Consider the following 24,499-nt stretch of genomic DNA (forward strand, 5'->3'; position numbering starts at 1 on the left):
CCCTCGCCTTTGATGATTTTTGGAACAGCGCCTGACTGGAGGATGATCCAAAACGGGTCACTCGGCCGCATGCGCGAGCGCCTCACCCCTATCCAGCAAAACCCGTGCCGTCCTTGCCCAGAGGTCGGACATGAACGCCGGATCGCGAACCGCCTCGAGTTCGCGCCAGTCTGGAAACGATGCGGCGAAAACCTCCGCGCCCATGCGCGCGTCCTTGTAGGGATTGACCGCGCCGCCCGCGTCGACCGTGATGGCGTCGAGCTCCTTCAACAGAGCGAGCGTCGCGGCGCCGCGATCGGGAAAGTCGAGCGTCAGCGTGTAACCGGGACGCGCAAACGAAAGCAGGCCAGGCGAGCGTGCCGCGCCGAAACGCTTCAGCACCGTAAGGAATGAACCCTGCCCGGCCGCGCGAGCCGCGGCGAGCAGCGCCGGGATAACTGTCCGCGCCGCCTCGTCGGGCACGACGCTCTGATGCTGGAACAGCCCCCGCGGACCGTAGAGCCTGTTCCAGTTCGAGACGCCGTCGAGCGGAAAGAAGAAGCCTTGGTGACCCGTCTGCCACACGCCGCGGGCGCTCCCTTTGCGCCAGCGATAGGCTGCGTTGAATGCCGTAAGGAACGGACGGTTGAGCACGGTGAAGGGCGGCTGGAACGGCACCGAAAGCCTGGCCTGCGCCGTTTTCGCCTCGCGCGCGCCATATCTGGCGTGATTGCCGGTGATCATCAGCCCCCTGCCCGCCCCTGCTCCGCCTGCAAGCTGGTCGATCCAGGCGACCGCATATTCATTGTCGCGGTCTGCCGCTTCGGCGAGATCGAAATATTCGGCGAGGCCGCCGAATGACTTTATCTCCTCCATCACGTCGAGCGAGGGAACTGGCATCAGCCGGAGCCTAGCCGAGAGAATGATGCCGGTAAGGCCCATCCCGCCGATCGTGGCCGCGAACAGGCGCGGATTGGCGGACGCCGAGCACTCATAAGTTCTGCCGTCAGAACGCAGCAGCGTGAACGAGACGACATGGCAGCCGAAACTGCCGCGGCGGTGATGGTTCTTGCCGTGCACGTCGTTGGCGATGGCCCCGCCCAGCGTCACGAACTGCGTGCCGGGCACGACCGCGGGGAAATAGCCATGCGGCGCGGCGTAAGCGATGATCTCGCTGAGCAGCGTACCGGCTTCCGCTTCGATCACGCCGGTCTGCGGGTCGAAGCCAAGAATGCGGTTCAGCGACCGCATGTCGGCGACGCTCCCGGCACCGTTCTGGCAGGAATCGCCATAGGAGCGGCCATTGCCGTAGGGCAGTATCGCGCCCTCGCCCGCGCCGCCGCTTTTCAGGAGCGCAATGGCTTGCGCCGCCGACACAGCGCGCCGCGCCGGCGGGTTCGTCCGGCCGAAGCTATGGTAGGCTACGGCGCTCATGCCAAGCCCGCGATCAGGAGCATGGCGCCGCCGGCAGTGGCGACAAGTTGGCTGCGCCAGTCACGGATGATGAACACGACCGGATCGTCATGCATTTCGTCGCGCCGCGCCAGAATCCAGATGCGCATGGTGAGATAGAGAACGATCGGCGCCAGCGGCCACACCATCCACGGATGCGGATAGAGTTCGCGTACGGCGGCGCTGTCGATATAAAGCGCCAGAACCAGCGCCGACGAGAACGCCGAGGCCATGCCGGCCTGGGCGACTACGTCCTGGTCCTCGGCACGATAACCGCGCCCAGCGATCCGCTCTCCCTGCACAAGGTCGGAAGCGCGAAGCTCGACGAAGCGCTTCACCAGCGCCAGCGACAGGAAGAAGAAGGTCGAGAAAGCGAGCAGCCAGAACGACACATCGACACCGGTCGCCGCCGCTCCGGCGAGGAGCCGCATTGTATAAAGGAACGCGAGCATCAGGACGTCGAGCAGCAGCATGCGCTTGACCGACAGCGAATAGGCGGTGGTGGCGACGAGATACGCTGCCAGCACCGCCATGAACAGCGCCGGCAGGAACGCCGCGGTAGCAAAGCTTATGCACAAGAGCACGGCGACGGACGCCATTCCGAACGGCATCGACAAGACACCACTGGCGAAGGGGCGGTTGCGTTTGGTCGGGTGCTTGCGGTCGAGCGTCAGGTCGAAGAAGTCGTTGACGATGTAGATCGCCGATGCGGCGGTGCTGAACGACACGAAGGCCAGCGCGCAGGCGAGCAGCATCGGAATGTTGAAATATTCGTGCGACAGCACCATCGGCACCGCGATCAGTGCGTTCTTCAGCCATTGATGGACGCGCAGCATTTTAAGCACGGTCTTGAAGCTCGGCTTCTGGACGTCGATCTTCTCCGACCCGTGCGCGGCCTGCCAGCGGGCCGCATGCCGGTCCGGTGCGACGACGATCGCCGCGCGGGCGGCGTCGAAGACCTTCAGATCGTGACGGCTGTTGCCGGCATAGTCGAAGCCGCCGTCGCCATAGGCCTCCACGAGAGCCGCGCGCTTGCGTCCGGAAGTCAGATTGTGCAGGCCGTCGGTTGCCATCACGGCATCGAAGAGGCCGAGATGCGCGGCGATGGCGTCGGCAAATTTGCGCGGTGTGCCGGTGCACAGGATTATCATGCGGCCGGCGGCACGCTCGTCGCGAAGCCTTGAAAGCACGGTGTCGCGGTAGGGCAGAGAGGCCGGGTCGATGTCGACGCGGGCGGCGATCGCCTGTTTCAGCACCGCCGGGCCGCGCGCCGCCCAGAACGGCACCAGGAAGAGAAACAGCGGGTTCTTCCTGATGAGCAGGAACAACCCTTCCCAGAGCAAATCGCCGGCAATAAGCGTCCCGTCCAGGTCGACCGCAAGCGGCGCCGCATTCTTATCCGACCGCGCATCCATGTCAGAAAGCCCCGTTTGTTTCCCGCCGCGCCGTTTGCCGGCGTCTTGTGCGGGTATAGCGGCAACAGGGCTATGGAAGGTTAAACGGGCGGCGGTAAACCATTGCGTGCGCCGGTATTTCGGGCGTCGTGCTTAAGGTCGGGTTATCGGAAACGATAAAAAGGCCGGACAAAATTGTCCGGCCTCGAATTGAATGTCGGTGAGCATTACTTGACGCGGGCAACGCCGCCCGAAATCTCGATCGTCTCCGAGCCGGTCAGCGCCTGGCGGTCACCATTGGGCATGGTGACAAAGCAGCCGCCCTGGCAAAATTCGACCGTTTCGCCGCCGCCGAGCGCAAGCTCGGTCTTGTTGCCGCCCTCGGTGACGATCAGCGTGCGCGGCTCGGAGTCCAGATTGACCGCGCTGGCGCCGAAGGCCGTGGTGCCCAGGCAAAGAAGGGCGGCAGTTGCGATCACAGACTTCATCATCTCATTATCGGTGTTGCCACCGCCTCTGGTTGCATTGAGCAAGGCATTCCCGCTCTTGCAGCGACCTTATAGGAGTTCGAAGCTGAACCGCAACTGAATGCCGCATTCATGCCATGATTGCTGGCCGACCTAATTCGGGTCCGGCTTGCGGCGTTTGCGTCTCGACGCCGGCGGCGGCATTGCCTTCTCCTCGAGCGCCTTGGCCAGTTCGAAATGCTCAGCTTCCAGCTTGTCATCGTCGATCGGCCATTTCTCCGCCGGTGGTTCCCGTTTCAGGTGGACATCGCGCTGCGGGAATGGGATTTCGATGTTCTCGCGCGCGAAAGCTTCGAGAATCGCGAACCGGACATCGTTCTGCACGATGATGCCGTTGCTTACGTCAGCCAGGAAAACTCTGATCTCGAAGTCCAGCGATGAGTCACCGAAGGCCGAAAAGAGAACGAAGGGCTCCGGATTTTTCAGCACAAGCGGATGGTTGCTTGCAATGTCGAGCAAGATCTCATGGACCCGCTTCGCATCCGACCCATAGCCCACACCTACCGGAATCTCGATGCGTCCGAGCTTGTTGCGGTGCGTCCAGTTGCCGACAGCGCTATTGATCAGTTCCGAATTCGGCAGGATGACGGTCTGGCGCTGAAACGTCTCGATCTCGGTGGCGCGCACGCTGATCTTCTTGACCGTGCCGGAAACGGGGCCGGCCACGATCCAGTCGCCGGCCTTGAACGGACGCTCGGCGAGCAGGATCAGGCCCGACACGAAATTGGAGACGACGTTCTGCAGGCCGAAGCCGATGCCGAGCGACAGGCCGCCGGCGATCAGGGCGAAGTTGGAAAGATCGATGCCGGCAGCAGAGACGCCCATCAGGGCGGCGATTGCCAGACCGGCATAGCCGACCACTGTCCTTATCGAATTGCGAACGCCGGCATCCACCTTGCCGCGCGCCATGACCGAGCCGTCGAGCCATCCCTGGAACCAGCGGGTCAGGAAATAGCCTAGTATGAAAACCAGGATGCCCCAGAAAATTCCGGTGAACGAGAGGGTGAAGGAGCCAATCCGGATGCCGGTCACGGCCTTGTAGACCCAGGCCTGGATGTCGCCGGGCTGGAACCCCCAGAGGAACAGGATGAGCGGCACGCCAACGACAAGGATGAGAATGTTGATGGCGATGCTGACCACCAGCGCAAGCTGGTCCAGCGTCGCTGGGTCGAGGCTAAACCTGCTCTCGAAGCGCCGGCCAAGCGTGGTGCTGGCGAAAGCGCCCTCCTCCGCCACCGCCCCGGCGGACAGGAAGCCGATATACATGGTGGCGAGCACCGCGCCGGTGACCACGATCTGCGCCGAAAGAAAGCGGGCAAAGCCGATATAGCCTAGCAGGGCAGCCACGATGGTGACGCCGCCGAGCAGGAACAGGACGGCGCTCAGCAACGGATGCCAGCGCCTCGGCCGGCCGTCCTCGCCGGTGAAAGGCCGCACCAGCCCTATGAGCACGACCAGAATCCCGGTAAGCACCGTCGCGATCAGGCTTTCGCCGACGGTAAGCGACAGCGGCGAATCCAGAACGGAATAGACCGTGCTCAGGAACACGTCGATACCGGTGAAGATTGCGGTCGCCGAAACCAGCCACAGCAACAGCCTGGCGGCGTGGGTGTCGACCGCGATGAGCCGCCAGTTGGGCAGACGCGGCGAAAGCACCGAACTTCCGAGCCTGTAAACGAAGAAGACCAGCCCGATGACGATGAAGAGCGATGTCATCATCGTGCCGATGTCGCCCCACAGCACACCGAAATAGTCGTAGAGCAGATAGGTCGCGGCGAGGAAGACGGCCAAGGCTGCCGTCGGCACCAGCGTCGACCAGAACGCCACCGACAGACGACTGAGATAGGACGGCGTTTCGATGTCGCCGTCCGCCACGAACAGGCGGCCGAACAGCCTCCTGCCGCCGATCAAAAGGATCGCGGCCGCAAGCAGCGCGAAAAATGTGGCGAAGAGAACCGAACGCAGCTTGAACTGGACGACGAAGCGAAGCCAGGACGATACGGTGCGGTAAAGCTCCGTGATCTCGCCTCGCGCGGCCTCGGCCACCTCGCCCGCCAGCGCCGTACCTATGTCGTAGCGCCGAGTCAGCAGCCTTGAGAAGAGCTCTCGACGCATCTCCGTGATACGCGTGATCAGCGCGTTTATCCGGATCGACTGATCCTCGGCAACGCCGAGCGCTGCATTGATCTCTGCCTTTTCCGCCATCAGAGCCTGGCGCTCGCGGGCGACGAGATCCGGCTCAGGCGGCTGGCCCTCGGCCGGAGCCGGTCCCAACTGATCAAGACGGGCGTTGATCTCGGCCAGCCGCGGCCTGAACGCGACGCTGCTCTGGAGCAACTGGTGCTCCGCCTCTTCGAGCTGCAGGCGCGTATCGACGAGGCGCGCATCGTCTTCGGAATTTGCGGCGATCTGCTTTTCGAGCAGATCGGTTCGCTGACGCAGGCTGTCCATGACCGCCCGCTGTTTCGTGACGATCGCCGAGCCGTTCTGCGCCAGACTCTGCGAGCCAGTCGGAAACGCCAGCGCCGAAAGCGCCAGCAAAATCAGCGCGAGAAGGGATCGGGAAAGGAAAACCGGCATCATCTCCATGCGACTCAAGTGGGCCCGACAGTGATAGAGACGGCTGGCAAGCGCGGCAAGCGCGGCATCACGGCGATGGCAGGACAGCAATCGGGCGAAAGGAGTCGGCCTTATGAAAAGCCATGGCGCAATATTGGCTTTGACACACAAGCCGTGCCACTAGTGTGCGCCATCGCCCGAACCGGAAGACATGATCCATGGCGGAATATTCGGCCCTTTCGCTTCTCAAAAACGCGCTGACGGGAAACCGCGACTGGAAGCCGGCCTGGCGAAAGCCGGACCCGAAACCTTCCTATGACGTGATTGTCGTCGGAGGCGGCGGTCACGGCCTCTCGACAGCCTATTACCTGGCCAAGGAACACGGCATCACCAATGTCGCCGTCGTGGAAAAGGGATGGCTGGGGTCCGGCAATGTCGGCCGCAACACAACAATCGTGCGCTCCAACTACCTGTATCCGCAGAGCATCCGCTTCTACGAGCACTCGATGCGGCTGTGGGAGAACCTGTCGCACGACCTCAACTACAATGTGATGTTCTCGCAGCGCGGCATCCTCAACCTCGCCCATACGCCGGCCCAGTTCGACGACTACGCGCGCCGCGGCAACGCTATGCGTCACGGCGGCGGCGACGCCGAACTGCTCAATCCCGACCAGATCGCCAGGCTCTATCCCGGTCTCGACGTCTCGGCTTCGGCGAGGTTCCCGGTGGTAGGTGGGCTGCTGCAGCCCAAGGCCGGCACGGCGCGCCATGACGCCGTGGCCTGGGGCTATGCCCGCGGCGCGGACCGGCGGGGCGTCGACATCATCGAGAATTGCGAGGTCACTGGCTTCCTGCGCGACGGCGACCGCATCACCGGCGTAACTACGAGCCGGGGTGAAATCCGCGCCGCCAAGGTGGCGGTGGCAGTGGCGGGCAGTACTGGCCACGTCATGAAGCTAGCCGGGATCGACAAGCTGCCGATCGAAAGCCATCTGCTGCAGGCGTTCGTGTCGGAATCGCTGAAGCCGATCCTGCCCGGCGTCATCACCTGGGGCGGCGGACATCTTTACGTCTCGCAGTCCGACAAGGGCGGGCTGGTCTTCGGCGGCGACCTCGACGGCTACAATAGCTATGCGCAGCGCGGAAACCTGCCGCTGGTCGAGGAGGTGATGAGCGAATTGCTCGCCATGTTCCCGGCCTTTGCTCGGGTAAGGCTGCTGCGCTCCTGGGGCGGCGTCATGGACATGTCGATGGACGGCTCGCCGATCATCACCACCGGCCCCCTGCCCGGCATGTATCTGAATTGCGGCTGGTGCTACGGCGGCTTCAAGGCGACGCCGGCTTCCGGCTGGTGCTTTGCCCACACCATAGCCCGCGACGAACCGCACGAGATCAATGCGCCGTTCACGCTCGACCGTTTCCATCGCGGCATACTCATCGACGAAAAAGGCCAGGGCCCGACGCCCAAGCTTCATTAGGCACATCAGCAGATGCTCATAAATTGTCCTTATTGCGGCCCGCGCGACCTTTCAGAATTCAGCTATCAGGGCGACGGCTACCGCACCCGTCCCGATCCGGCCTCGACCGACCAGGCCGAGTGGAACGCCTATGTCTACGACCGGGTCAACGTGGCAGGCGACCACAACGAGATCTGGCAGCATGCAGGCGGCTGCCGGGCGCATCTGCGGGTCACGCGCAACACGCTGACCCACAAGATCACCAGCGTCGGTTTTGCCCGCGACGAACGCCACAAAAAGCCGCACGGCCACCGCCGGACGGGAGCGCATTCATGAGTCCGCGCCGCAGCCAGACCGGCGGTCGCGTCGACCGGATGCGCACGATCCGCTTCACCTTCGACGGCCGGCCGTTTACCGGGCACGCCGGCGATACGCTGGCCTCGGCGCTGCTCGCCAATGGTGTCACGCTGTTCGGGCGCTCGTTCAAATATCACCGCCCGCGCGGCGTGCTGACGGCCGGCGTCGACGAGCCGAACGCCTTGGTGACGGTGCTTCACGGCGAAGTGCGCGAGCCGAACATTCCGGCGACCATGCTGGAGATCTATGACGGGCTGACAGCAGTCAGCCAGAACCGCTTTCCCACGCTGGCCTTCGACCTCGGCGCGGCCAACCAGCTCGGCGGCAAGGTTCTCGGCGCCGGCTTCTACTACAAGACTTTCATGGGACCGGTGTTCGGACCGCTGAAGGGCACCCGCTTCTGGATGTTCTGCGAATATTTCATCCGCCGCGCGGCGGGCCTCGGCCGCGCCGGCATCGCCCGGGACCCCGCGCGCTACGAGCGCATGAATGCCTTCTGCGACGTCCTGGTGGTCGGCTCCGGCCCGGCCGGGTTGATGGCCGCGAAGGCCGCGGCCGACAGCGGCGCCCGGGTCATCCTGGCCGAACTCGAGCCGAAATTCGGCGGCGCCGCCAACTGGTCGGACGAGACGATCGACGGCATGGCCGCGGCGGAATGGGCAGCGACCATGGTGCGCGACCTGAAGGCGCGCGACAATGTCCGGCTGCTGCCGCGCACCACCGTCTGGGGCTATTACGACGACAACAACATGGCCGCGCTGGAGCGCGTCACCGACCACAAGAGCGCGCCCGGCAAAGGCGAGCCGCGCCACCGCCACTGGGCGATCCGCGCCGGATCGGTGGTGCTGGCGACTGGCGCGTTCGAGCGGCCGCTGGTTTTCCCGGGCAATGACCGCCCCGGCGTCATGCTTGCGGGCGCCGCCGAGCGCTACGCTAACGAATTCGGCATCCTGCCCGGCCAGAAGGTGGCGCTGTTCGTAAACAATGACGCCGCCTATCGCGCCGCTTCGACGCTGAGGAAGGCCGGCGCGGAAATCGCAGCGATCGTCGACGTACGCGATGAAATTTCGGCCGCGGCGCAGGAGATCGCCGAGAAAGCCGGCTGCGAATTGCTGCGCGGCCATGCCGTTGTCGCGACCGAAGGCGGCAGGCATGTCTCGGGCATCAAGGTGCAGAAATTCGATCTCTCGAACGGAGCGCTGTCGGGCGACGCGCGCCATCTCGATGCTGACTGCCTGCTGGTCTCGGGCGGCTGGTCGCCGGTCATCCATCTGGCGAGCCAGGCCGGCCTGAAGCCGGAATGGAACGAAGACCTGCAGGCTTTCCTGCCGCCGAAGCCGACGCAAAACTGGGTCGGAGCGGGCGCGTTCAACGGACGCTTCACCACCGCCGAGACGCTTGCCGAAGGCCTTGCCGCCGGCCTGTCGGCCGCCGGTTCGCCTGGCCGGATCGAATCCATACCCGAAGTCGAAGCGCCGGCGTTAGACCCGCAGCCGGCTCCGGTGTTCGAGATCAGGGCCAAGGGCAAGGCCTTCGTCGACTTGCAGCACGACGTGACCGCCGACGACGTCCGGCTCGCCTACAAGGAAGGCTTCGTCTCGGTCGAGCACCTGAAGCGCTACACGACGCTCGGCATGGCGACCGACCAGGGCAAGACATCCAACGTGCCCGGCATCGCCATCATGGCCGATGCGCAGGGCAAGCCCATCTCGGATGTCGGTACGACGCGGTTCCGCCCGCCCTTCGCGCCGGTATCGCTCGGCGCTCTGGCCGCCGAACGATACGGCGAGGTGAAGCCCGAACGGCTCACCCCGATGCATGACTGGCATGTCGAGAACGGGGCGTCCATGTATGCCGCCGGCCTCTGGCATCGGCCGGCGATCTATGGCCTCGCTGGCGAAATGATCGAGCAGGCCTATGTGCGCGAAGCGAAGACGACGCGCGAGGCGGCAGGCATCGTCGATGTCTCGACGCTCGGCAAGATCGCCGTGCAGGGTCCGGACGCCGCCGATTTCCTCGACCGCGTCTACACCAACGTGTTTTCCACGCTTGCCGTCGGCAAGGCGCGCTACGGCCTGATGCTGCGCGAGGACGGCATCGCGCTCGACGACGGCACGACCTGGCGGCTCGGCAACGACGACTTCCTGATGACGACCACGACCGCCAACGCTGGCAAGGTTATGCAGCACCTCGAATATCTGCTTGATGTGGTCTGGCCCGAACTCAGGGTGCAGCTTACGTCGGTCACAGATCAATGGGCGGGCGCGGCGATCGGCGGGCCCAGGGCGCGGGAAATCCTGGCGTCATGTGTCACCGGGACGGCGGTCGACAATGAGGCGCTGCCCTTCATGGGCATCGTGCATGGCGAGATTGACGGCGCGCCGGTGATGATCTGCCGGCTCTCCTTCTCCGGTGAGATGGCCTTCGAGGTCTATTCCGGCGCCGGTCACGGCATGCATGTCTGGGAAGCGCTGATCAAGGCCGGCAAGCCTTTCGGCATGGTTTGCTACGGGCTGGAGGCTCTCGGCACGATGCGCATCGAGAAGGGCCATGTCACCGGCGCGGAGATCGACGGCCGCACCACCGCGCGCGACCTCGGCCTCGACTGGATGCTGTCGAAGAAAAAACCGTTCGTGGGCTCGATGATGATGGACCGCGAAGGCCTCGCCGACGAGGACCGGATGCGTCTGGTCGGCGTCATCGCGCTCGACAACCGGCCGCTCAATGGCGGTGCGCATATCGTCGAGGAGGCCAACGAGGCCGAGCCGAGGAATTCGATCGGCCACATCACCGCGGTCTGCTATTCGCCGGCTCTTGGCAAGTATATCGGCCTGGCGCTGGTCAGGGGCGGCAAAAAGCGGATCGGCGCCCGCGCCTTTGTCTCCGACCCGCTGAGAAAACGCTTCGGCCCGGTCGAGATCGTCAGCAACCACTTCTTCGATCCCGAAGGGAAACGCATGCATGGTTGACCAGCTTTCACCGCTTGAGCCGGTCTGGCGGCCGGGCTCGCACGGCAATTTCGCCGCGGGCGTCGGCGTGATCCTGAGCGAAACCCAGCCGGGTTCTATCGTGCAGGTCGCCGCCTGGCCGGGCGAGGAAAAGGGTTTGATGGCTGCTATCCGGACCGTCGCCGGCCTGGCGCTGCCCGATGGCGCGGGCGGCGGCGTCTTCACCGAGGAGAAGGCGGCGTTCGGCTTCGCGCCCGGCAAATTCCTGGTCGTCGATCAGGCCGAGGGGCTCTTCGCAACGCTCAGCGCCGCGATCACCAGCGAAGTAGGAACCGTCACCGACCTGTCGCATGGGCGTACCGCGATCCGCATTGCCGGCCCGAAAGCCGAATGGGTGCTGGCCAAATTCTTCGCCATCGATTTTTCGCTGACCGCATTCCCGGTTGGCGCCGGCCGCTCCACCGTGCATCACGACATCTTCGCGCAGATCCAACGGACCGGCGCGAGCCAGTTCGACCTTTATGTCTTCCGCTCCTTCGCGCGGGCGCTCTGGAACGCTCTGTGCCACGCGAGCGAGGAAGTCGGCTACGAAGTGAGGTAGGATTTTTCCGCGTGCCGGCGGTCGTGGAGGCGAACCTGCACGGCTCGGATCATGCGGAAGATTTGACAAAGGTACTTCGAGAGGTCGCCGCTGATTGGCACCGATACCAGGTAGTGCTAGCATGGATTTTTCTTGCTTGAGGTGCAACCCACGAGATTAGTCGGACAAAAACGATGGCCAAGAGAAATGGATTTCCAACCTGTTTTCTCATGAGCATTGCCTTATTGACCATGCCGGAGATGGCCGCCGCCGAGCCAACCAAGGATATCGTCGTCTTCGATTTTGAGATGATGGATTCGAGTGCGGCATCCGGAATTATTCCTCAGGATGAACGCGATACAAAATACCTGGCCGAGTCTACGCAAGTCGCAAAGAATCATCTGCTGTCGACGGGAATATACAAGATTGTCGATGCAAAACCGGCTGCAGCGGAAATTGCCAAGGCCGGTGAGCTGAGGCGCTGTAGCGGCTGCGAAGCGGCGATTGCATCGAAGCTCGGCGGTGAACTGGCCATGACCGGTATCGTTAACAGGATCAGCCGGACCGAGTATGAGATGCTGATAAAGGTGGTGGACGCCGCCACGGGATCGCCTGTGGCCGTCGGCTATACGGGATTACGTATGGGGGCAAACTACGCATGGCCGCGCGGCGCCAAATGGCTGATGGAAAAGCGCGTTGTGGCCAGCCTGACCAACAAATAGAACTGCGCAGTTCGATCTGAGTGTTGGAGATCTATCCCGCGAACTTCACCCACTCTTCCTGCGGGGCGCGTTCCGTGCGCAGGTCGTTCTCGGGTTTGGTCGCGTCTTCGTAGCCTAGCGCCATGCCGCAGACGACGATCTCCTCGTCGGGAATGTTCAGCACCGGGCGGATCTGCCGATGATAAGGCGCGAAGGCAGCCTGCGGACAAGTGTGCAGGCCCCTGCCCCGCGCGGCGACCATGATGTTCTGCAGGAACATGCCGTAGTCGATCCACGATCCCTGGTTGAGGCGGCGGTCGATGGTGAAGATCATGCCGACCGGCGCGTCGAAGAAGACAAAGTTGCGGTCATGCTGCGCGCGCATCTGGTCGACATCGCGCTTGCCGATGCCGAGATGGCCGTAGAGCGCGAAACCGACGGCGCGACGCCTGGTCAGATAGGGTTCGAAGAACTGGTCGGGATAGTAGCGGTACTCGTCCCACTTTGCCTTTTCGGCGCGGATGCCGGAATTGAGGACTGCGTCGGCGATGCGCGCCTTCGTCTCGCCGGTTGTCACATAGACTTTCCAGGGCTGCATGTTGGTGCCCGAGGGCGCGCGGGCGGCGACCTCGAGGATGGCGCGGATTGTCGCCTCGTCGACCGGGTCCGGCAGGAAGGCGCGCACCGATCGGCGCGAGGTGATCGCTTCGTCAACGATCGCCGTCTCGTCCAGGTCCAGGGTTCTGTTTTCCGGCGCCAGCATGGATTGTCCCTTCGCAATGCGGCTCACATAGGAATTGAGCGCCGGATTTGCACCAGACCCGCGAGTCTCGCAAGCATTACCTGCATTGCGTGAAATAAAGCTTGAAAATTTCATTGTCCTATGGCTCATGAAATTTCGGCAGAAATTTTCATGGGCGCTCTGATGGAAGCCGACTGGCTGGAGACGGATGAACGAAGAATAGCGCGCTCCGACAGGATGCTTGCGGCCGACATCCGGGCGCTGCGCAAGGCGCGTGGCCTGACGCTCGCCGAGATCGGGCTGAAGCTCCGCCGCTCGGTGGGCTGGCTGAGCCAGGTGGAGCGCGGCCTCTCCGCGCCCTCGCTGGCCGACCTCCGCGCCTTTGCCGAATTGTTCGGCGTCCCCGTCAGTCTGTTCTTCGCTCATGACGCTCCCGACGACCGCGAGCGCGGCGTGATCGTGCGCGCCGGCCGCCGCCGTTCCCTTGGCACAGCCGAATCCGGCCTGGTGGAGGAACTTCTGTCGCCCGATCTCGGCGGTAGTTTCGAAGTGCTGCGCTCGGTGTTCGCGCCGGGCGCGGAGATGAAGGCCGCCGCCAACAGGCCGACCGAGGAGGCGGGATACGTGGTTTCGGGCACTTTCGACTTGGAGATCGCCGGAACATGGCACCGGCTTGGCGAAGGCGACAGCTTCCGCTTCGCCAACAAGCCGTTCCGCTGGCGCAATCCGGACGCTGAGCCGGCGGTCGTGATCTGGGTGGTTTCGCCGCCTGTCTATTGATTAAAGCGTTGGGAGAGAGAAATGGCCGAAATTCCATCGACGGCGCGCGTGGTGATCATCGGCGGCGGCGCGGTCGGCGTTTCGTCGCTCTACCATCTGGCCAAGGCCGGCTGGACCGACTGCGTGCTTCTTGAGAAGAACGAGCTGACCTCCGGCTCGACCTGGCATGCCGCCGGCAATGTGCCGACTTTCTCGTCGTCCTGGTCGCTGATGAACATGCAGCGCTATTCGGCCGGGCTTTATCGCGGGCTGGCGGCGGAAGTCGACTATCCGATGAATTATCACGTCACCGGCTCGCTGCGGCTGGCGCACTCGAAGGAACGCATGCGCGAATTTCAGCGCGTGAAGGGCATGGGCCGCTACCAGGGGATGGATATCGACGTGGTCGGCGTCGACGACATCAAGGGCCGTTATCCCTTCATCGAGACGCATGAACTCCAGGGCGCCCTATACGATCCGAGCGACGGCGACATAGACCCGGCACAGTTGACGCAGGCGCTGGCGAAGGGCGCACGCGACATGGGCGCTAAGATCGTCCGCTTCTGTCCGGTCGGCGGCGTGCGGCGCGAAAACGGCGAATGGGTCATCGAAACGCCGAAGGGCGAAATTCGTTGCGAGTATGTCGTTAACGCCGCTGGTTACCGCGCACGCGAAGTCGGAAAAATGTTCGGGCGCGACGTGCCGATGATGGTGATGAGCCATCAGTATATTCTCTTCGACGAAATTCCCGAACTGGCGGCACGGTCGAAGGAGCACGGCAAAAAACTGCCGCTGCTGCGCGACGTCGATACGTCATACTATCTGCGCCAGGAAAAGAACGGCATGAATCTCGGCCCCTACGAGAAGAACTGCCGGGCGCACTGGGCGACCCACAACGACCCGATGCCGGAGGATTTTTCCTTCCAGCTTTTCCCGGACGATCTGGAACGGCTGGAATGGTACCTGAACGACGCCATCGCCCGCGTGCCGATCCTTGGCACAGCGGGTCTCTCCAAGGTCATCAACGGGCCGATCCCCTATGCGCCGGACGGCAATCCGCTGATCGGGCCGATGCCCGGCGTGCCCAACGCCTTCGAGGCCTGTGTCTTCACTTTCGGCATCGCGCAGGCCGGCGGCGCGGGAAAAGTGCTGGCCGAATGGGTGACGGAGGGCCAGACCGAGTGGGACATGTGGTCTTGCGACCCGCGCCGCTTCACTGCCTTCGCATCCGACCTGGACTACTGCGTGGCCAAGGGCATGGAAGTCTACGGCCACGAATATGCAATCCATTTTCCGCACCACGCCTGGCCGGCCGGGCGCGGCAAGAAGCTGTCGCCGATCCATGATCGCATCGCCGCGCTCGGCGCGCAGTTCAACGCCTATAATGGCTGGGAGCGGGCTACATGGTTCGCAAAACCTGGCGACGATACGTCGGAGGAATCCACCCAGACATTCACGCGCGATGGGCCATGGCAGAAGCGCATTCGCGAAGAATGCCTGGCGGTACGCGACGACGCCGGAATTCTCGACCTGCCCGGCTTCTCCCGTTACCGGCTGCAAGGCCCCGGCGCGCGCGAGTGGCTGTCGTCGCTGATCACGGGCGTCGTCCCGAAACCCGGCAAGATCGGGCTCGGCTATTTCGCCGACGACAAGGGCCGCATCGTCACCGAAATGTCGATCATGGCGCTCGACGAGGATTTCTTCTTCCTCATCACCGCCTCGGTTGCGGAGTTGCACGATTTCGAGTGGCTTCAGAAGCATTTGCCGCAAGAGACTCAAATCACGCTGCAAAACTCGACCGACGCCTTCGCCTGCCAGATCCTGTCCGGGCCGAATGCACGAAAAATCCTGGCCGAAGTGACCGATGCCGACCTCTCGCTGCCATGGCTGTCGCACCAGTCCTGCCAGATAGAAGGCCGGTGGCTTCAGCTCGTCCGCGTCTCGTTCGCGGGCGAACTCGGCTGGGAACTCCACACCAAGATCGACGACACGGCGGCGGTTTTCGATGCCGTCTGGGCGGCCGGCCAGAAGCACGGACTAAAGCCGTTCGGCATGTTCGCGCTGGATTCGCTCCGGCTGGAGAAGGGTTATCGCGCCTGGAAGCAGGATCTTTCGACCGACTACACCATCCTGCAGGGCGGGCTGGAACGCTTTGTCAAATGGGACAAGCCGGACTTCATAGGCAAGGCGGCGCTGCAGAACGAGAAGCAGCAGGGCGTGAAAAAGCGGTTCGTCACGCTGGTGGTGGCAGCAGGCGATTGCGACGCGCCCTATATGTCGACGCTCTGGCATGATGGAAAAATCGTGGGCGAGACGACGTCAGGAGGATTTGGCCACATAGTGGACAAATCGATTGCGCTCGGCATGATCCGCGCCGATCTGGCCGTACCAGGGACGAGGGTCGAGGTGGAGATTTTCGGCGAGAATTTCCCTGCGGTCGTGCAGGAAGACCAGCCGCTCTGGGATCCGAGAAATGAAAGGCTGCGTGCATGACCAAAATAGTACTGACGGATGGCGGCATGGGCCAGGAGCTGTTGCGCCGGTCCAAAACACCGCCGACGCCGCTATGGTCGGCCAGGGTGCTGATGGACGAGCCGGACATCGTGCGTGACCTTCATGCCGAGTTCATTCGCGCCGGAGCCCGCGTCATCACGCTCAACACCTATTCGGCGACGCCCGAACGGCTGGCCCGCGAAGGCGTTGCCGACATGTTCAAGCCGCTGCAGAAGCGCGGGATCGATCTGGCAAAGGCTGCCCGCGACGAGGCGGGCGACGCGGCAATCGCAGGCTGCCTGCCGCCACTTTTCGGCAGCTATCATCCGGAACTGACGATCTCATTCGATGAAACCCTCGACATCTATCGCCGGATCGTCGCCGAGGAAGTCGACCACGTGGACCTGTTCCTGTGCGAAACCATGGCTTCCGCCGAGGAAGCGCGCGCCGCGGTCACCGCAGCCGTCGAAAGCGGCAAGCCTGTCTGGGTGTCATGGACGCTCGCCGACCATGGCGCGCCGCGGCTGCGGAGCGGCGAGACGCTTGCAGCGGCCTCGGCTGCCCTCCGCGACTTGCCGGTAGCCGCGCGGCTGATCAATTGCTGCCGGCCCGAAGTCGTGGATGCCGCGCTGTCCGATCTCGCCTCACTTGGCGGAAGGGTCGGCGCCTACGCCAACGGATTCACCTCCGTCGATGCCCTGAAGCATGGCGGGACGGTCGAGGTACTTCATGCGCGCCATGATCTCGACGGGCCTGCCTACGCGGAATTCGCTGTCGGTTGGGCGAAGGCCGGAGCCGCCATCGTTGGCGGTTGCTGCGAAGTCGGTCCCGAGCATATCGCCGCCCTGCGCGACAGCCTGCAAAACAACAATATCGAGATCGTCGGAGCATTCGATGCCTAAACCTTCGGAACGCATTTCCGGCATCACCCCCTCCGGCAAGGACGGCTGGGAGGTCCATTTCGCCGCCATGAATCGCAAGCAGGCCGGCGAGGACATCATCATGCTGTCGGTCGGTGATCATGATTTCGACACGCCCGCTGAGACCGTCGAGGCCTGCGTGACGGCGGTACGCGGTGGTCATCACCATTACACGCAGTTGCCCGGTATCCCGCGGCTGCGTGAGGCCATGGCGAAGATCTCGACTCAATGCACAGGGGTTGCCACCACTTCGGACCAGATCATCGCGACGCCGGGCGGACAGGCGGCCCTCTACGCGGCGGTTCAGGCCGTGCTCGACCCCGGCCAGCACGCGATCGTCGTCGCGCCCTACTACGCGACCTATCCCGGCACATTCCGGGCGGCGGGCGGGGATTTCACCGTCGTCGAGACCCGCGCCGAGGATGGGTTTCAGCCGCGCGCCGAGGACATCCTGAAGGCGCTGCGGCCCAACACGCGCGCCATCCTCATCAACACGCCGAACAATCCGACCGGCGCCGTCTATTCGCGCCAATGCCTCGAGGACATCGCGGAAATCTGCCGCGAGCATGATCTGTGGCTGCTGTCCGACGAGGTCTACTGGACGCTCGGCGGCGGCGAGCATCTCTCCCCGCGCGCCCTGCCCGGCATGGCCGAGCGCACGCTGGTCATCAACTCCATGTCGAAAAGCCACGGCATGACCGGATGGCGCATCGGCTGGCTGACGGCGCCCGCCGACCTCATTACGCTGCTCATCAGCCTCAACCTGGTCACCACTTACGGCCTGCCGGACTTCGTCAGCCGCGCCGCGGTCGAGGCATTCGAGAACGCCTATGGCGTGAAGGAGATCGCCGGGCGCTATGCAGCGCGCCGGAAGCTCTTCCTGGAGGAGGTGCGCGGCCTCAACAACGTCACGGTGCGTGGCTCGGAGGGCGGCATGTATGTCATGCTCGACATTCGTGCGATCGAGCCGGACTGCGAGAAATTCGCCTGGGCATTGCTCGAGGCCGAGAAGCTGGCGGTGATGCCCGGATCGAGTTTCGGCGACGCCGCCGCCGGCCATATTCGCGTCAGCCTCTGCCAACCAGAAGAAATCCTCAAGGACGCCGCAGGCCGGCTGCGCCGCTTCGTCGGCGCCTATGAAAGCAAAGCCGCATGAGCGAACTGCCCAGCAAAGCCCGCGCCGTTATCATCGGCGGCGGCGTCTCCGGCTGCTCGGTCGCCTACCATCTGGCCAAGCTCGGCTGGACCGACATCGTGCTGCTCGAGCGCAAACAGCTGACCTGCGGCACGACGTGGCACGCGGCAGGGCTGATCGGTCAGTTGCGCGGCTCCCAGAACATGACGCGACTGGCGAAATATTCGGCCGACCTCTACGTCAAGCTGGAGGCAGAAACCGGCGTCGCCACCGGCATGCGCCAGGTCGGCTCGATCACCGTCGCGCTGACCGAGGAGCGCAAGCACGAGATTTATCGGCAGGCGTCGCTGGCGCGCGCCTTCGATGTCGATGTCCGCGAAATTTCGCCGAGCGAAGTCAAGGAGATGTACCCACATCTCAATGTGTCGGACCTGGTCGGCGCGGTGCACCTGCCGCTCGACGGGCAATGCGACCCGGCCAACATCGCCATGGCGCTGGCAAAGGGCGCAAGGCAGCGCGGCGCGAAGATCGTCGAAGGCGTCAAAGTCACCGCCGTCCACCAGAAAGGCGGCCGCGTGACCGGCGTTTCCTGGGCCAAGGGCGAAGAACAGGGAACGATCGAAGCCGAGGTCGTGGTGAACTGCGCCGGCATGTGGGCCCGCGAACTCGGCCAAATGTCGGGCGTGACCATCCCGCTGCACGCCTGCGAGCATTTTTACCTCGTCACCGAGGCCATCCCGGGCCTTTCCCGCCTGCCCGTGCTGCGCGTGCCGGACGAATGCGCCTACTACAAGGAGGACGCCGGCAAGATGATGCTAGGCGCCTTCGAGCCGGTGGCAAAGCCGTGGGGCATGGAAGGCATAAGCGAGGATTTCTGCTTCGACCAGTTGCCCGAGGACATGGATCATTTCGAGCCGATCCTGGAGATGGGAGTGAACCGCATGCCGATGCTGGCCAGCGCCGGCATCCACACCTTCTTCAACGGCCCGGAAAGCTTCACGCCGGACGACCGCTACTATCTCGGCGAGGCACCGGAGCTTTCCGGCTACTGGGTGGCTGCGGGCTACAATTCGATCGGCATCGTCTCGTCGGGCGGCGCCGGCATGGCGCTGGCGCAATGGATCAACGACGGCGAGGCGCCGTTCGACCTCTGGGAGGTCGACATACGCCGCGTTCAGCCCTTCCAGAAGAACCGCCGCTATCTGAAGGAGCGCGTGTCGGAAACGCTCGGCCTGCTCTATGCAGACCATTTTCCCTACCGACAGGTCGTCACCGCGCGCGGCGTGCGCCGCTCGCCGCTGCACGAGCATCTGAAGGCGCGCGGCGCGGTGTTCGGCGAAGTCGCCGGCTGGGACCGCGCCAACTGGTTCGCTCGCGAGGGCCAGGAGCGTGAGTACCGCTATTCGTGGAAACGGCAGAACTGGTTCGATAACCAGCGCGACGAACACCTGGCGGTTCGCAACCAGGTCGGCCTGTTCGACATGACCTCGTTCGGCAAGATCAGGATCGAGGGGCGCGACGCGTTGGCCTTCCTGCAAAAGCTATGCGCGAACAATCTCGACGTGGAGCCGGGCAGGATCGTCTATACGCAGATGCTGAACCGCCGCGGCGGCATCGAGAGCGACCTAACCGTATCGCGGCTCTCCCCAACGGCCTTCCTGGCCGTTGTTCCCGGCGCGACGCTGCAACGTGACCTGGCCTGGTTGCGCAAGCATCTCGCAGATGAGTTCGTGGTTATCACCGATGTAACGGCGGCCGAAAGTGTCCTTTGCCTCATGGGACCTTACGCGAGAAACCTGATTCAAAAGGTGAGCCCGAACGATTTCTCCAATGAGAAAAATCCGTTCGGAACGTTCCAGGAAATCGAGATCGGCATGGGGCTCGCCCGCGCCCACCGCGTCACCTATGTCGGCGAACTCGGCTGGGAGCTTTATGTCACCACAGACCAGGCTGCCCATGTCTTCGAGGCGATCGAGGAGGCCGGCACGGAATTCGGGCTGAAGCTCTGCGGGCTGCACACGCTGGATTCCTGCCGCATCGAGAAGGCGTTCCGCCATTTCGGCCACGACATCACCGACGAGGATCACGTGCTGGAAGCGGGCCTCGGCTTCGCGGTGAAGACGGGCAAGGGCGATTTCATCGGCCGCGACGCGGTATTGCGCAAAAAGGAAGCCGGTTTGGACCGCCGGCTGGTGCAGCTCAGGCTGAGCGATCCGGATCCCCTGCTCTTCCACAATGAGGCGATCGTCCGTGACGGCAGGATTGTCGGCACCGTCACCTCGGGCAATTACGGCCACCATCTCGGCGGCGCGATCGGGCTGGGCTATGTGCCGTGCGGGGGCGAGAGCGAGGCGGATGTGCTTGGCTCGACATATCAGATCGAGATCGCCGGCGAACGGTTCGCGGCCGAGGCCTCGCTAAAGCCCATGTATGATCCGAAAGCGGAGAGGGTAAGGGTCTAATCCTCTTTCTCCGCACAAGCGGATAAGGACAGGCCCTCAAAACCGGGCTACCTTCCTCCTCACCTTTTTCAGAAAAGCCGCGCGCGATTCCGGCGTAGAGCGGTCCATGTCGTAATGCGCGACGTAGAGCGTGCGACTGCGCGGGGCGCAGAGCGCGCGCATGCCGCGCAGGATGGTCTTGCGGCCCGGCTGGCCCATGAGGAAGGAGATCAGCCAAGTCGCGCCGCAGGTGGTGACGACGCCGATGCGCGTGATATGCGGCACGAGCGAGATAATGCGTCCACCGTCGGGCGGCAGCTTGAACGCGACATCGGTCGCCCAGACGCGATCGAGCCAGCCCTTCAGCATCGCCGGCAGCCCGTACCACCAGGTGGGGTAGACGAACAGGATGGCCTCCGCCCATTTGAGGTTCTCGATATGCGGCGCGAGCGCCGGGTCGGTTGGTGCGCGGTCGTGGTAGTGCCGGCGTTCATCGGTACCCAGCACCGGGTCAAACTCTTCCGCATAAAGATCGACCAGCCGCACGTCCCAGCCGCGTGCGGTCAGCGTCCCAACCGCTGTGTCACGCACGGCTGCGCAAAAACTGTCCGGGACCGGATGGCAATAGACTACCAGCACCCGCATCAGAACGCGTCCATCTTGGCGGCGACTTTCGCCATAAAGCCTTTTCGCGATTCCTCAGTCGAGAGGTTCATCGAGTAATGCGCCAGGTAGGAAACCGGCGCGAAAGGCTTGATCGTCGAGCGCAGCAGCCGTGTGACCAGCTTTCGCGACGGATCGCCCATCAGGAAAGCCCGGAACCGGCTGCCACCATAAGTGGTTACGGCAGCGACTTTTCTGATATTGTGCAGCGAAGGGACGGCCTCGCCGTCGATCATCTTAAAGGAAACCCCGGGCAGGAAGACGCGGTCGAAAAACCCTTTCAGTATGGCCGGATAACCAAAATTCCAGACCGGAAAGGCGAGCACCAGCGCTTCCGCGCGGCGCAGCCGCTCGACATAGCGGCCGACCTCCTCGTTCGGCGCACCGCCGTCATGATAGGCGAGGCGCTCGGCGCGGCTCATGCGCGGTTCGAAATCCTCCGCGTAAAGATCGCAATCGTCAACGTTGTGGCCGGCGGCAGTCAGCCGCTCGACGATCAGCCGGTGCAGCGCCGCGTGGAAGCTGGTTTCCACCGGATGCGCGTAAAGCACGAGAACGTTCATGGGCTATCCCGCTTTCTGCAGCCCCTTGAACAGAAAAGTCTTCTCCGAACGGTAATCGTAGTCCGGGTTTTCCCAGGCGATCATCTTGCCGGGATTGAGCAGTCCCCGCGGATCGGCCTCGCGTTTGAAGGCGAGTTGGATCGCATCCGTCTGCTTCATGCCGCCCTCCTCCAGCGTATAGCGGTGCGGATTGAAGATCGGGCAGCCATTCTCCTCATGCAGCCAGATGATCTCTTCGAGCCGCTCTTCCGTGGTGAATTTCACCAGCGGCAGGCCGAAGCAGGTGATGTTGCCGTCGAAGCGCACGAATTCCAGATGCGAGAACACCTCGCCCGGAAACATCTTGTCCATTTTCTCGACAAGAGCGAGCTGATTCGGGAACGGGTAGAGCGACTGCAGATATGTCATCGCCGGATCGACACGCAGCGCCCTCAGCGTCGTGTGGTTCCAGGCAAGCTCGTAGGCCGGCGGCAGGCCCTTTTTGTCCTCCGGCGTGGCCGTCGCGGCGCTGTAGACGACCTCGCCGCCCTCGCGGCGGGTGAACGCCAGGAACGCGTCGAGCGCATGCGGCGCGACCATGACCACGCAGATGCTCTGCCCCTCTCTGAGGAATTTCTGGTGGCGCTTGAAATAGGCGAACGGGACGGGCGCCGCGATCGGCGTGATCAGCTTCGTCAATATGCCGTCCTGGCAGGCAAGCGCGTTGCCGTAGTGCGCCGACGCCATGAAGCTGTCGAAGCCGACAATGACGTCCACCCAATCATACGACGCCGTCAAAGGCATCTCGACTTCGGTGATGATGCCGTTGGTGCCGTAGGCGTGGGTGACCTTGTGCAGATCCTCGCCGGCAAGCTCCAGCACTCGCGGCTCGGCCTCCATGGTCACGACACGAAGGCTGAGGACATTGCCGAAATCGCGCAGGCCGCCGAAATTGATCGAGCCGACGCCGCCGGATCCGCCGGCGATGAAGCCGCCTATCGACGCCGTGTTGTAGGTCGACGGGTGAAGCCGCAGTTCCTGGCCTGAATGCACGCGCGTCGCCCGGTCTATGTCTGCAATGACTGCGCCCGGCCCGCAGACGACACGGCCGGGCGCGATTGACTTCACCTCGTTCATCTCGGCCAACGACAGCACGACGCCGCCAGACAGAGGCATGGCCTGGCCGTAATTGCCGGTGCCGGTGCCGCGCGGCGTCACAGGAATGCCGAGCCGGTGGCAGACGGCGAGCACGCGGATCACCTCCGCCTCGTTTTTCGGCGAGACGATCAGGTCGCCGGTCACATGCTCCAGTTCGCGCTTGAGCACAGGGCTATACCAGTAGAAGTCGCGGCTCTTCTGCTGCACGATCTTCTCATTATCCTCGACTTTCAGACCGTCGAGGTCGCGCTTCAGCGCCGCAATATCCATTATTCCACCATCAGATCGTCGAGTTCGGCATAGTCCGGGATGTCACGTGCGATCGCCCTGCCCGCGCGGATCACGATGCGATCCGATTCGGGCCGCGACAGCAATTCCGTCCAGTTCCTGCCCTTGAATACAATGAAATCCGCCACGCCACCTTGAGCCAGAATTCCGGCCCCATGTAACCGCATGATGTCGGCGGGAGTCGACGTCACTGTCTTCGGCCAATCCCCGACCGGATGGTCGAAATGCAGGATGCGCGTCGCCATGCGGTAGACTTCGAGCATGTCGAGATCACCATAGGCGTAGAACGGGTCGCGCGTATTGTCGGAGGCGACCGCGACCGGAATACCCCACGCGCGCATCTCGTGCAGCAGCGTCACGCCCCGCCAGCGCGGCGTCGTGCCGTTGTGGCGGCGGTCCTGCAGATAGAGGTTGCACATGGGCAGCGACACGACGGCGATGCCGGCCCGCGCGACTTTGTCCAGCGTGTCCAGCACATCGGCGTCGGGCTGACGCGCCAGGGAACAGCAATGGCCGACGAGAATTCGACCCTCGAAGCGATGCCTCAGGGCGGCTTCGGCGATCTTCTTCAGCGAGATGGCGGAGGCGTCAACGGTTTCGTCGGCATGGAAATCGAGGTCCAGGCCATGCTCGATCGCCGCCGCGAAAATGCGGTCGAGCAGCTCCTCGAGATCGGGAACCATGTAGGTGACCGTGCCGAGCACTCCTCCGGCCGCGACGACCCGTTTGGCGAGGCCGGCGAACCATTTCGCGTCGCGCGCGCCCTCTATGCCGAACAGGCAGACGCCCTGCAGCTCAATTCGTCCACGCCAGCGCTCGCGCATCTTTTCGAACACCGGCCAGGATATCTCCTCCTGTGGCGGCACGGAGTCGATGTGCGTCCGGAGGGCCTTCGTGCCGTGGGCATAGGAACAGCGCAGCGAGAAATCCATGCGCCGGGCCACATCGTCGGCGCTCCAGCGCGCGGCGCGATCCTCCGCGGTGGCGTTGAGCGCGCCAAGGAAAGAACCGTCGGGATTGGGCATGCGCGGCCAGATATGGCCCTTGTCGATGTGGGTGTGGCAATCGACGAAGCAGGGCAGGACTATGCGGCCCGCGAGATCGATGGCGTCGGCCGCCGGGGTGGGATCGTGCGCCGAAATGGCGGCGATCTTCCCGCCGGAGACGGCAATTTTGGTGAGGACGAAGCCCTCCGGGTCCGGTGGCGCGGCGAGGCCGGGCCTCAGCGAAGTGTGCAGGCGGGCGTTGGCGAGCGTGTAAGGGCCGGTCGAAGGCAACTGGATTTGCGTCATAGCCGCCCCTCACTCTTACCCTCTCCCCGTAAGGACGGGGAGAGGGAGGCGTCGGCATTGCGGCCAGCCCCCGTTCTTAACGGGGAGAAGGTCCCAGCAGGGGGATGAGGGG

The 24,499-nt window shown here is 63.7% G+C and carries 19 protein-coding genes; 10 read left to right on the plus strand and 9 right to left on the minus strand.

What is annotated here, in order from left to right; genetic code table 11:
• Positions 1-57: 57 nt before the first annotated feature.
• From ABVK50_RS16290 to ABVK50_RS16305, 4 genes are all read right to left on the minus strand, one after another.
• Complete coding sequence (locus ABVK50_RS16290; protein WP_353645591.1) at positions 58-1,413, minus strand: FAD-binding oxidoreductase; 1,356 nt, start codon at positions 1,411-1,413, stop codon at positions 58-60.
• A complete protein-coding gene (locus ABVK50_RS16295; RefSeq protein ID WP_353645590.1) occupies positions 1,410-2,846 on the minus strand; it encodes a UbiA family prenyltransferase in 1,437 nt (478 codons plus the stop codon). The genes ABVK50_RS16290 and ABVK50_RS16295 overlap by 4 nt, the downstream gene beginning before the upstream one ends.
• A 206-nt stretch (positions 2,847-3,052) precedes the next feature.
• Positions 3,053-3,316 carry a hypothetical protein gene (locus ABVK50_RS16300; protein WP_353645589.1) on the minus strand — a complete coding sequence of 88 codons (264 nt, stop codon included), beginning with the start codon at positions 3,314-3,316 and terminating at the stop codon, positions 3,053-3,055.
• 129 nt (positions 3,317-3,445) lie between these two features.
• Entirely contained in the window at positions 3,446-5,932 is a 2,487-nt protein-coding gene (locus tag ABVK50_RS16305; protein WP_353645588.1) for a mechanosensitive ion channel family protein, read from the minus strand.
• Positions 5,933-6,129: 197 nt separating this feature from the next.
• Between ABVK50_RS16305 and ABVK50_RS16310 the strand changes: the two genes are divergently transcribed.
• From ABVK50_RS16310 to ABVK50_RS16330, 5 genes are all read left to right on the plus strand, one after another.
• Positions 6,130-7,389: a sarcosine oxidase subunit beta family protein gene (locus tag ABVK50_RS16310; RefSeq protein WP_353645587.1), complete on the plus strand. Its 1,260-nt coding sequence runs from the start codon at positions 6,130-6,132 to the stop codon at positions 7,387-7,389.
• A gap of 12 nt (positions 7,390-7,401) precedes the next feature.
• Positions 7,402-7,704: a sarcosine oxidase subunit delta family protein gene (locus ABVK50_RS16315; RefSeq protein ID WP_353645586.1), complete on the plus strand. Its 303-nt coding sequence runs from the start codon at positions 7,402-7,404 to the stop codon at positions 7,702-7,704.
• Positions 7,701-10,694: a sarcosine oxidase subunit alpha family protein gene (locus tag ABVK50_RS16320; protein WP_353645585.1), complete on the plus strand. Its 2,994-nt coding sequence runs from the start codon at positions 7,701-7,703 to the stop codon at positions 10,692-10,694. Before ABVK50_RS16315 ends, ABVK50_RS16320 begins: the two co-directional genes overlap by 4 nt.
• Positions 10,687-11,274 carry a sarcosine oxidase subunit gamma gene (locus ABVK50_RS16325; protein ID WP_353645584.1) on the plus strand — a complete coding sequence of 196 codons (588 nt, stop codon included), beginning with the start codon at positions 10,687-10,689 and terminating at the stop codon, positions 11,272-11,274. The genes ABVK50_RS16320 and ABVK50_RS16325 overlap by 8 nt, the downstream gene beginning before the upstream one ends.
• 173 nt (positions 11,275-11,447) lie before the next feature.
• A complete protein-coding gene (locus tag ABVK50_RS16330; protein ID WP_353645583.1) occupies positions 11,448-11,975 on the plus strand; it encodes a DUF3280 domain-containing protein in 528 nt (175 codons plus the stop codon).
• Positions 11,976-12,006: 31 nt separating this feature from the next.
• Here the strand turns inward: ABVK50_RS16330 and ABVK50_RS16335 are convergent, their stop codons facing one another.
• Positions 12,007-12,717 carry a nitroreductase gene (locus ABVK50_RS16335; RefSeq protein ID WP_353645582.1) on the minus strand — a complete coding sequence of 237 codons (711 nt, stop codon included), beginning with the start codon at positions 12,715-12,717 and terminating at the stop codon, positions 12,007-12,009.
• 216 nt (positions 12,718-12,933) lie between these two features.
• On the opposite strand from ABVK50_RS16335, the gene ABVK50_RS16340 reads away from it, so the two are divergent.
• From ABVK50_RS16340 to ABVK50_RS16360, 5 genes are read left to right on the plus strand one after another with little or no spacing between them, the layout of a single operon-like run.
• Entirely contained in the window at positions 12,934-13,476 is a 543-nt protein-coding gene (locus tag ABVK50_RS16340) for an XRE family transcriptional regulator (RefSeq protein WP_353645920.1), read from the plus strand.
• Between the two features lie 21 nt (positions 13,477-13,497).
• The gene (locus ABVK50_RS16345) at positions 13,498-15,948 is read left to right on the plus strand and encodes an FAD-dependent oxidoreductase (protein WP_353645581.1); all 2,451 of its coding nucleotides are present in this window, start codon (positions 13,498-13,500) and stop codon (positions 15,946-15,948) included.
• The gene (locus ABVK50_RS16350; protein ID WP_353645580.1) at positions 15,945-16,850 is read left to right on the plus strand and encodes a homocysteine S-methyltransferase family protein; all 906 of its coding nucleotides are present in this window, start codon (positions 15,945-15,947) and stop codon (positions 16,848-16,850) included. Before ABVK50_RS16345 ends, ABVK50_RS16350 begins: the two co-directional genes overlap by 4 nt.
• Positions 16,843-18,024 (plus strand): pyridoxal phosphate-dependent aminotransferase, encoded by a 1,182-nt coding sequence (locus ABVK50_RS16355; RefSeq protein ID WP_353645579.1) that lies wholly within the window; start codon positions 16,843-16,845, stop codon positions 18,022-18,024. Before ABVK50_RS16350 ends, ABVK50_RS16355 begins: the two co-directional genes overlap by 8 nt.
• The gene (locus ABVK50_RS16360; protein WP_353645578.1) at positions 18,021-20,465 is read left to right on the plus strand and encodes an FAD-dependent oxidoreductase; all 2,445 of its coding nucleotides are present in this window, start codon (positions 18,021-18,023) and stop codon (positions 20,463-20,465) included. The genes ABVK50_RS16355 and ABVK50_RS16360 overlap by 4 nt, the downstream gene beginning before the upstream one ends.
• A 36-nt stretch (positions 20,466-20,501) precedes the next feature.
• Here the strand turns inward: ABVK50_RS16360 and ABVK50_RS16365 are convergent, their stop codons facing one another.
• From ABVK50_RS16365 to ABVK50_RS16380, 4 genes are read right to left on the minus strand one after another with little or no spacing between them, the layout of a single operon-like run.
• Positions 20,502-21,089 carry an NAD(P)H-dependent oxidoreductase gene (locus ABVK50_RS16365; RefSeq protein WP_353645577.1) on the minus strand — a complete coding sequence of 196 codons (588 nt, stop codon included), beginning with the start codon at positions 21,087-21,089 and terminating at the stop codon, positions 20,502-20,504.
• Positions 21,089-21,670 (minus strand): NAD(P)H-dependent oxidoreductase, encoded by a 582-nt coding sequence (locus tag ABVK50_RS16370; RefSeq protein ID WP_353645576.1) that lies wholly within the window; start codon positions 21,668-21,670, stop codon positions 21,089-21,091. Before ABVK50_RS16370 ends, ABVK50_RS16365 begins: the two co-directional genes overlap by 1 nt.
• A 3-nt stretch (positions 21,671-21,673) precedes the next feature.
• Complete coding sequence (locus ABVK50_RS16375; protein ID WP_353645575.1) at positions 21,674-23,077, minus strand: FAD-binding oxidoreductase; 1,404 nt, start codon at positions 23,075-23,077, stop codon at positions 21,674-21,676.
• Positions 23,077-24,387 (minus strand): cytosine deaminase, encoded by a 1,311-nt coding sequence (locus tag ABVK50_RS16380; RefSeq protein WP_353645574.1) that lies wholly within the window; start codon positions 24,385-24,387, stop codon positions 23,077-23,079. The genes ABVK50_RS16375 and ABVK50_RS16380 overlap by 1 nt, the downstream gene beginning before the upstream one ends.
• Positions 24,388-24,499: the final 112 nt, after the last annotated feature.

The organism is Mesorhizobium sp. WSM2240 (genome assembly GCF_040438645.1).
In the GTDB taxonomy this organism is placed as follows: domain Bacteria; phylum Pseudomonadota; class Alphaproteobacteria; order Rhizobiales; family Rhizobiaceae; genus Allomesorhizobium.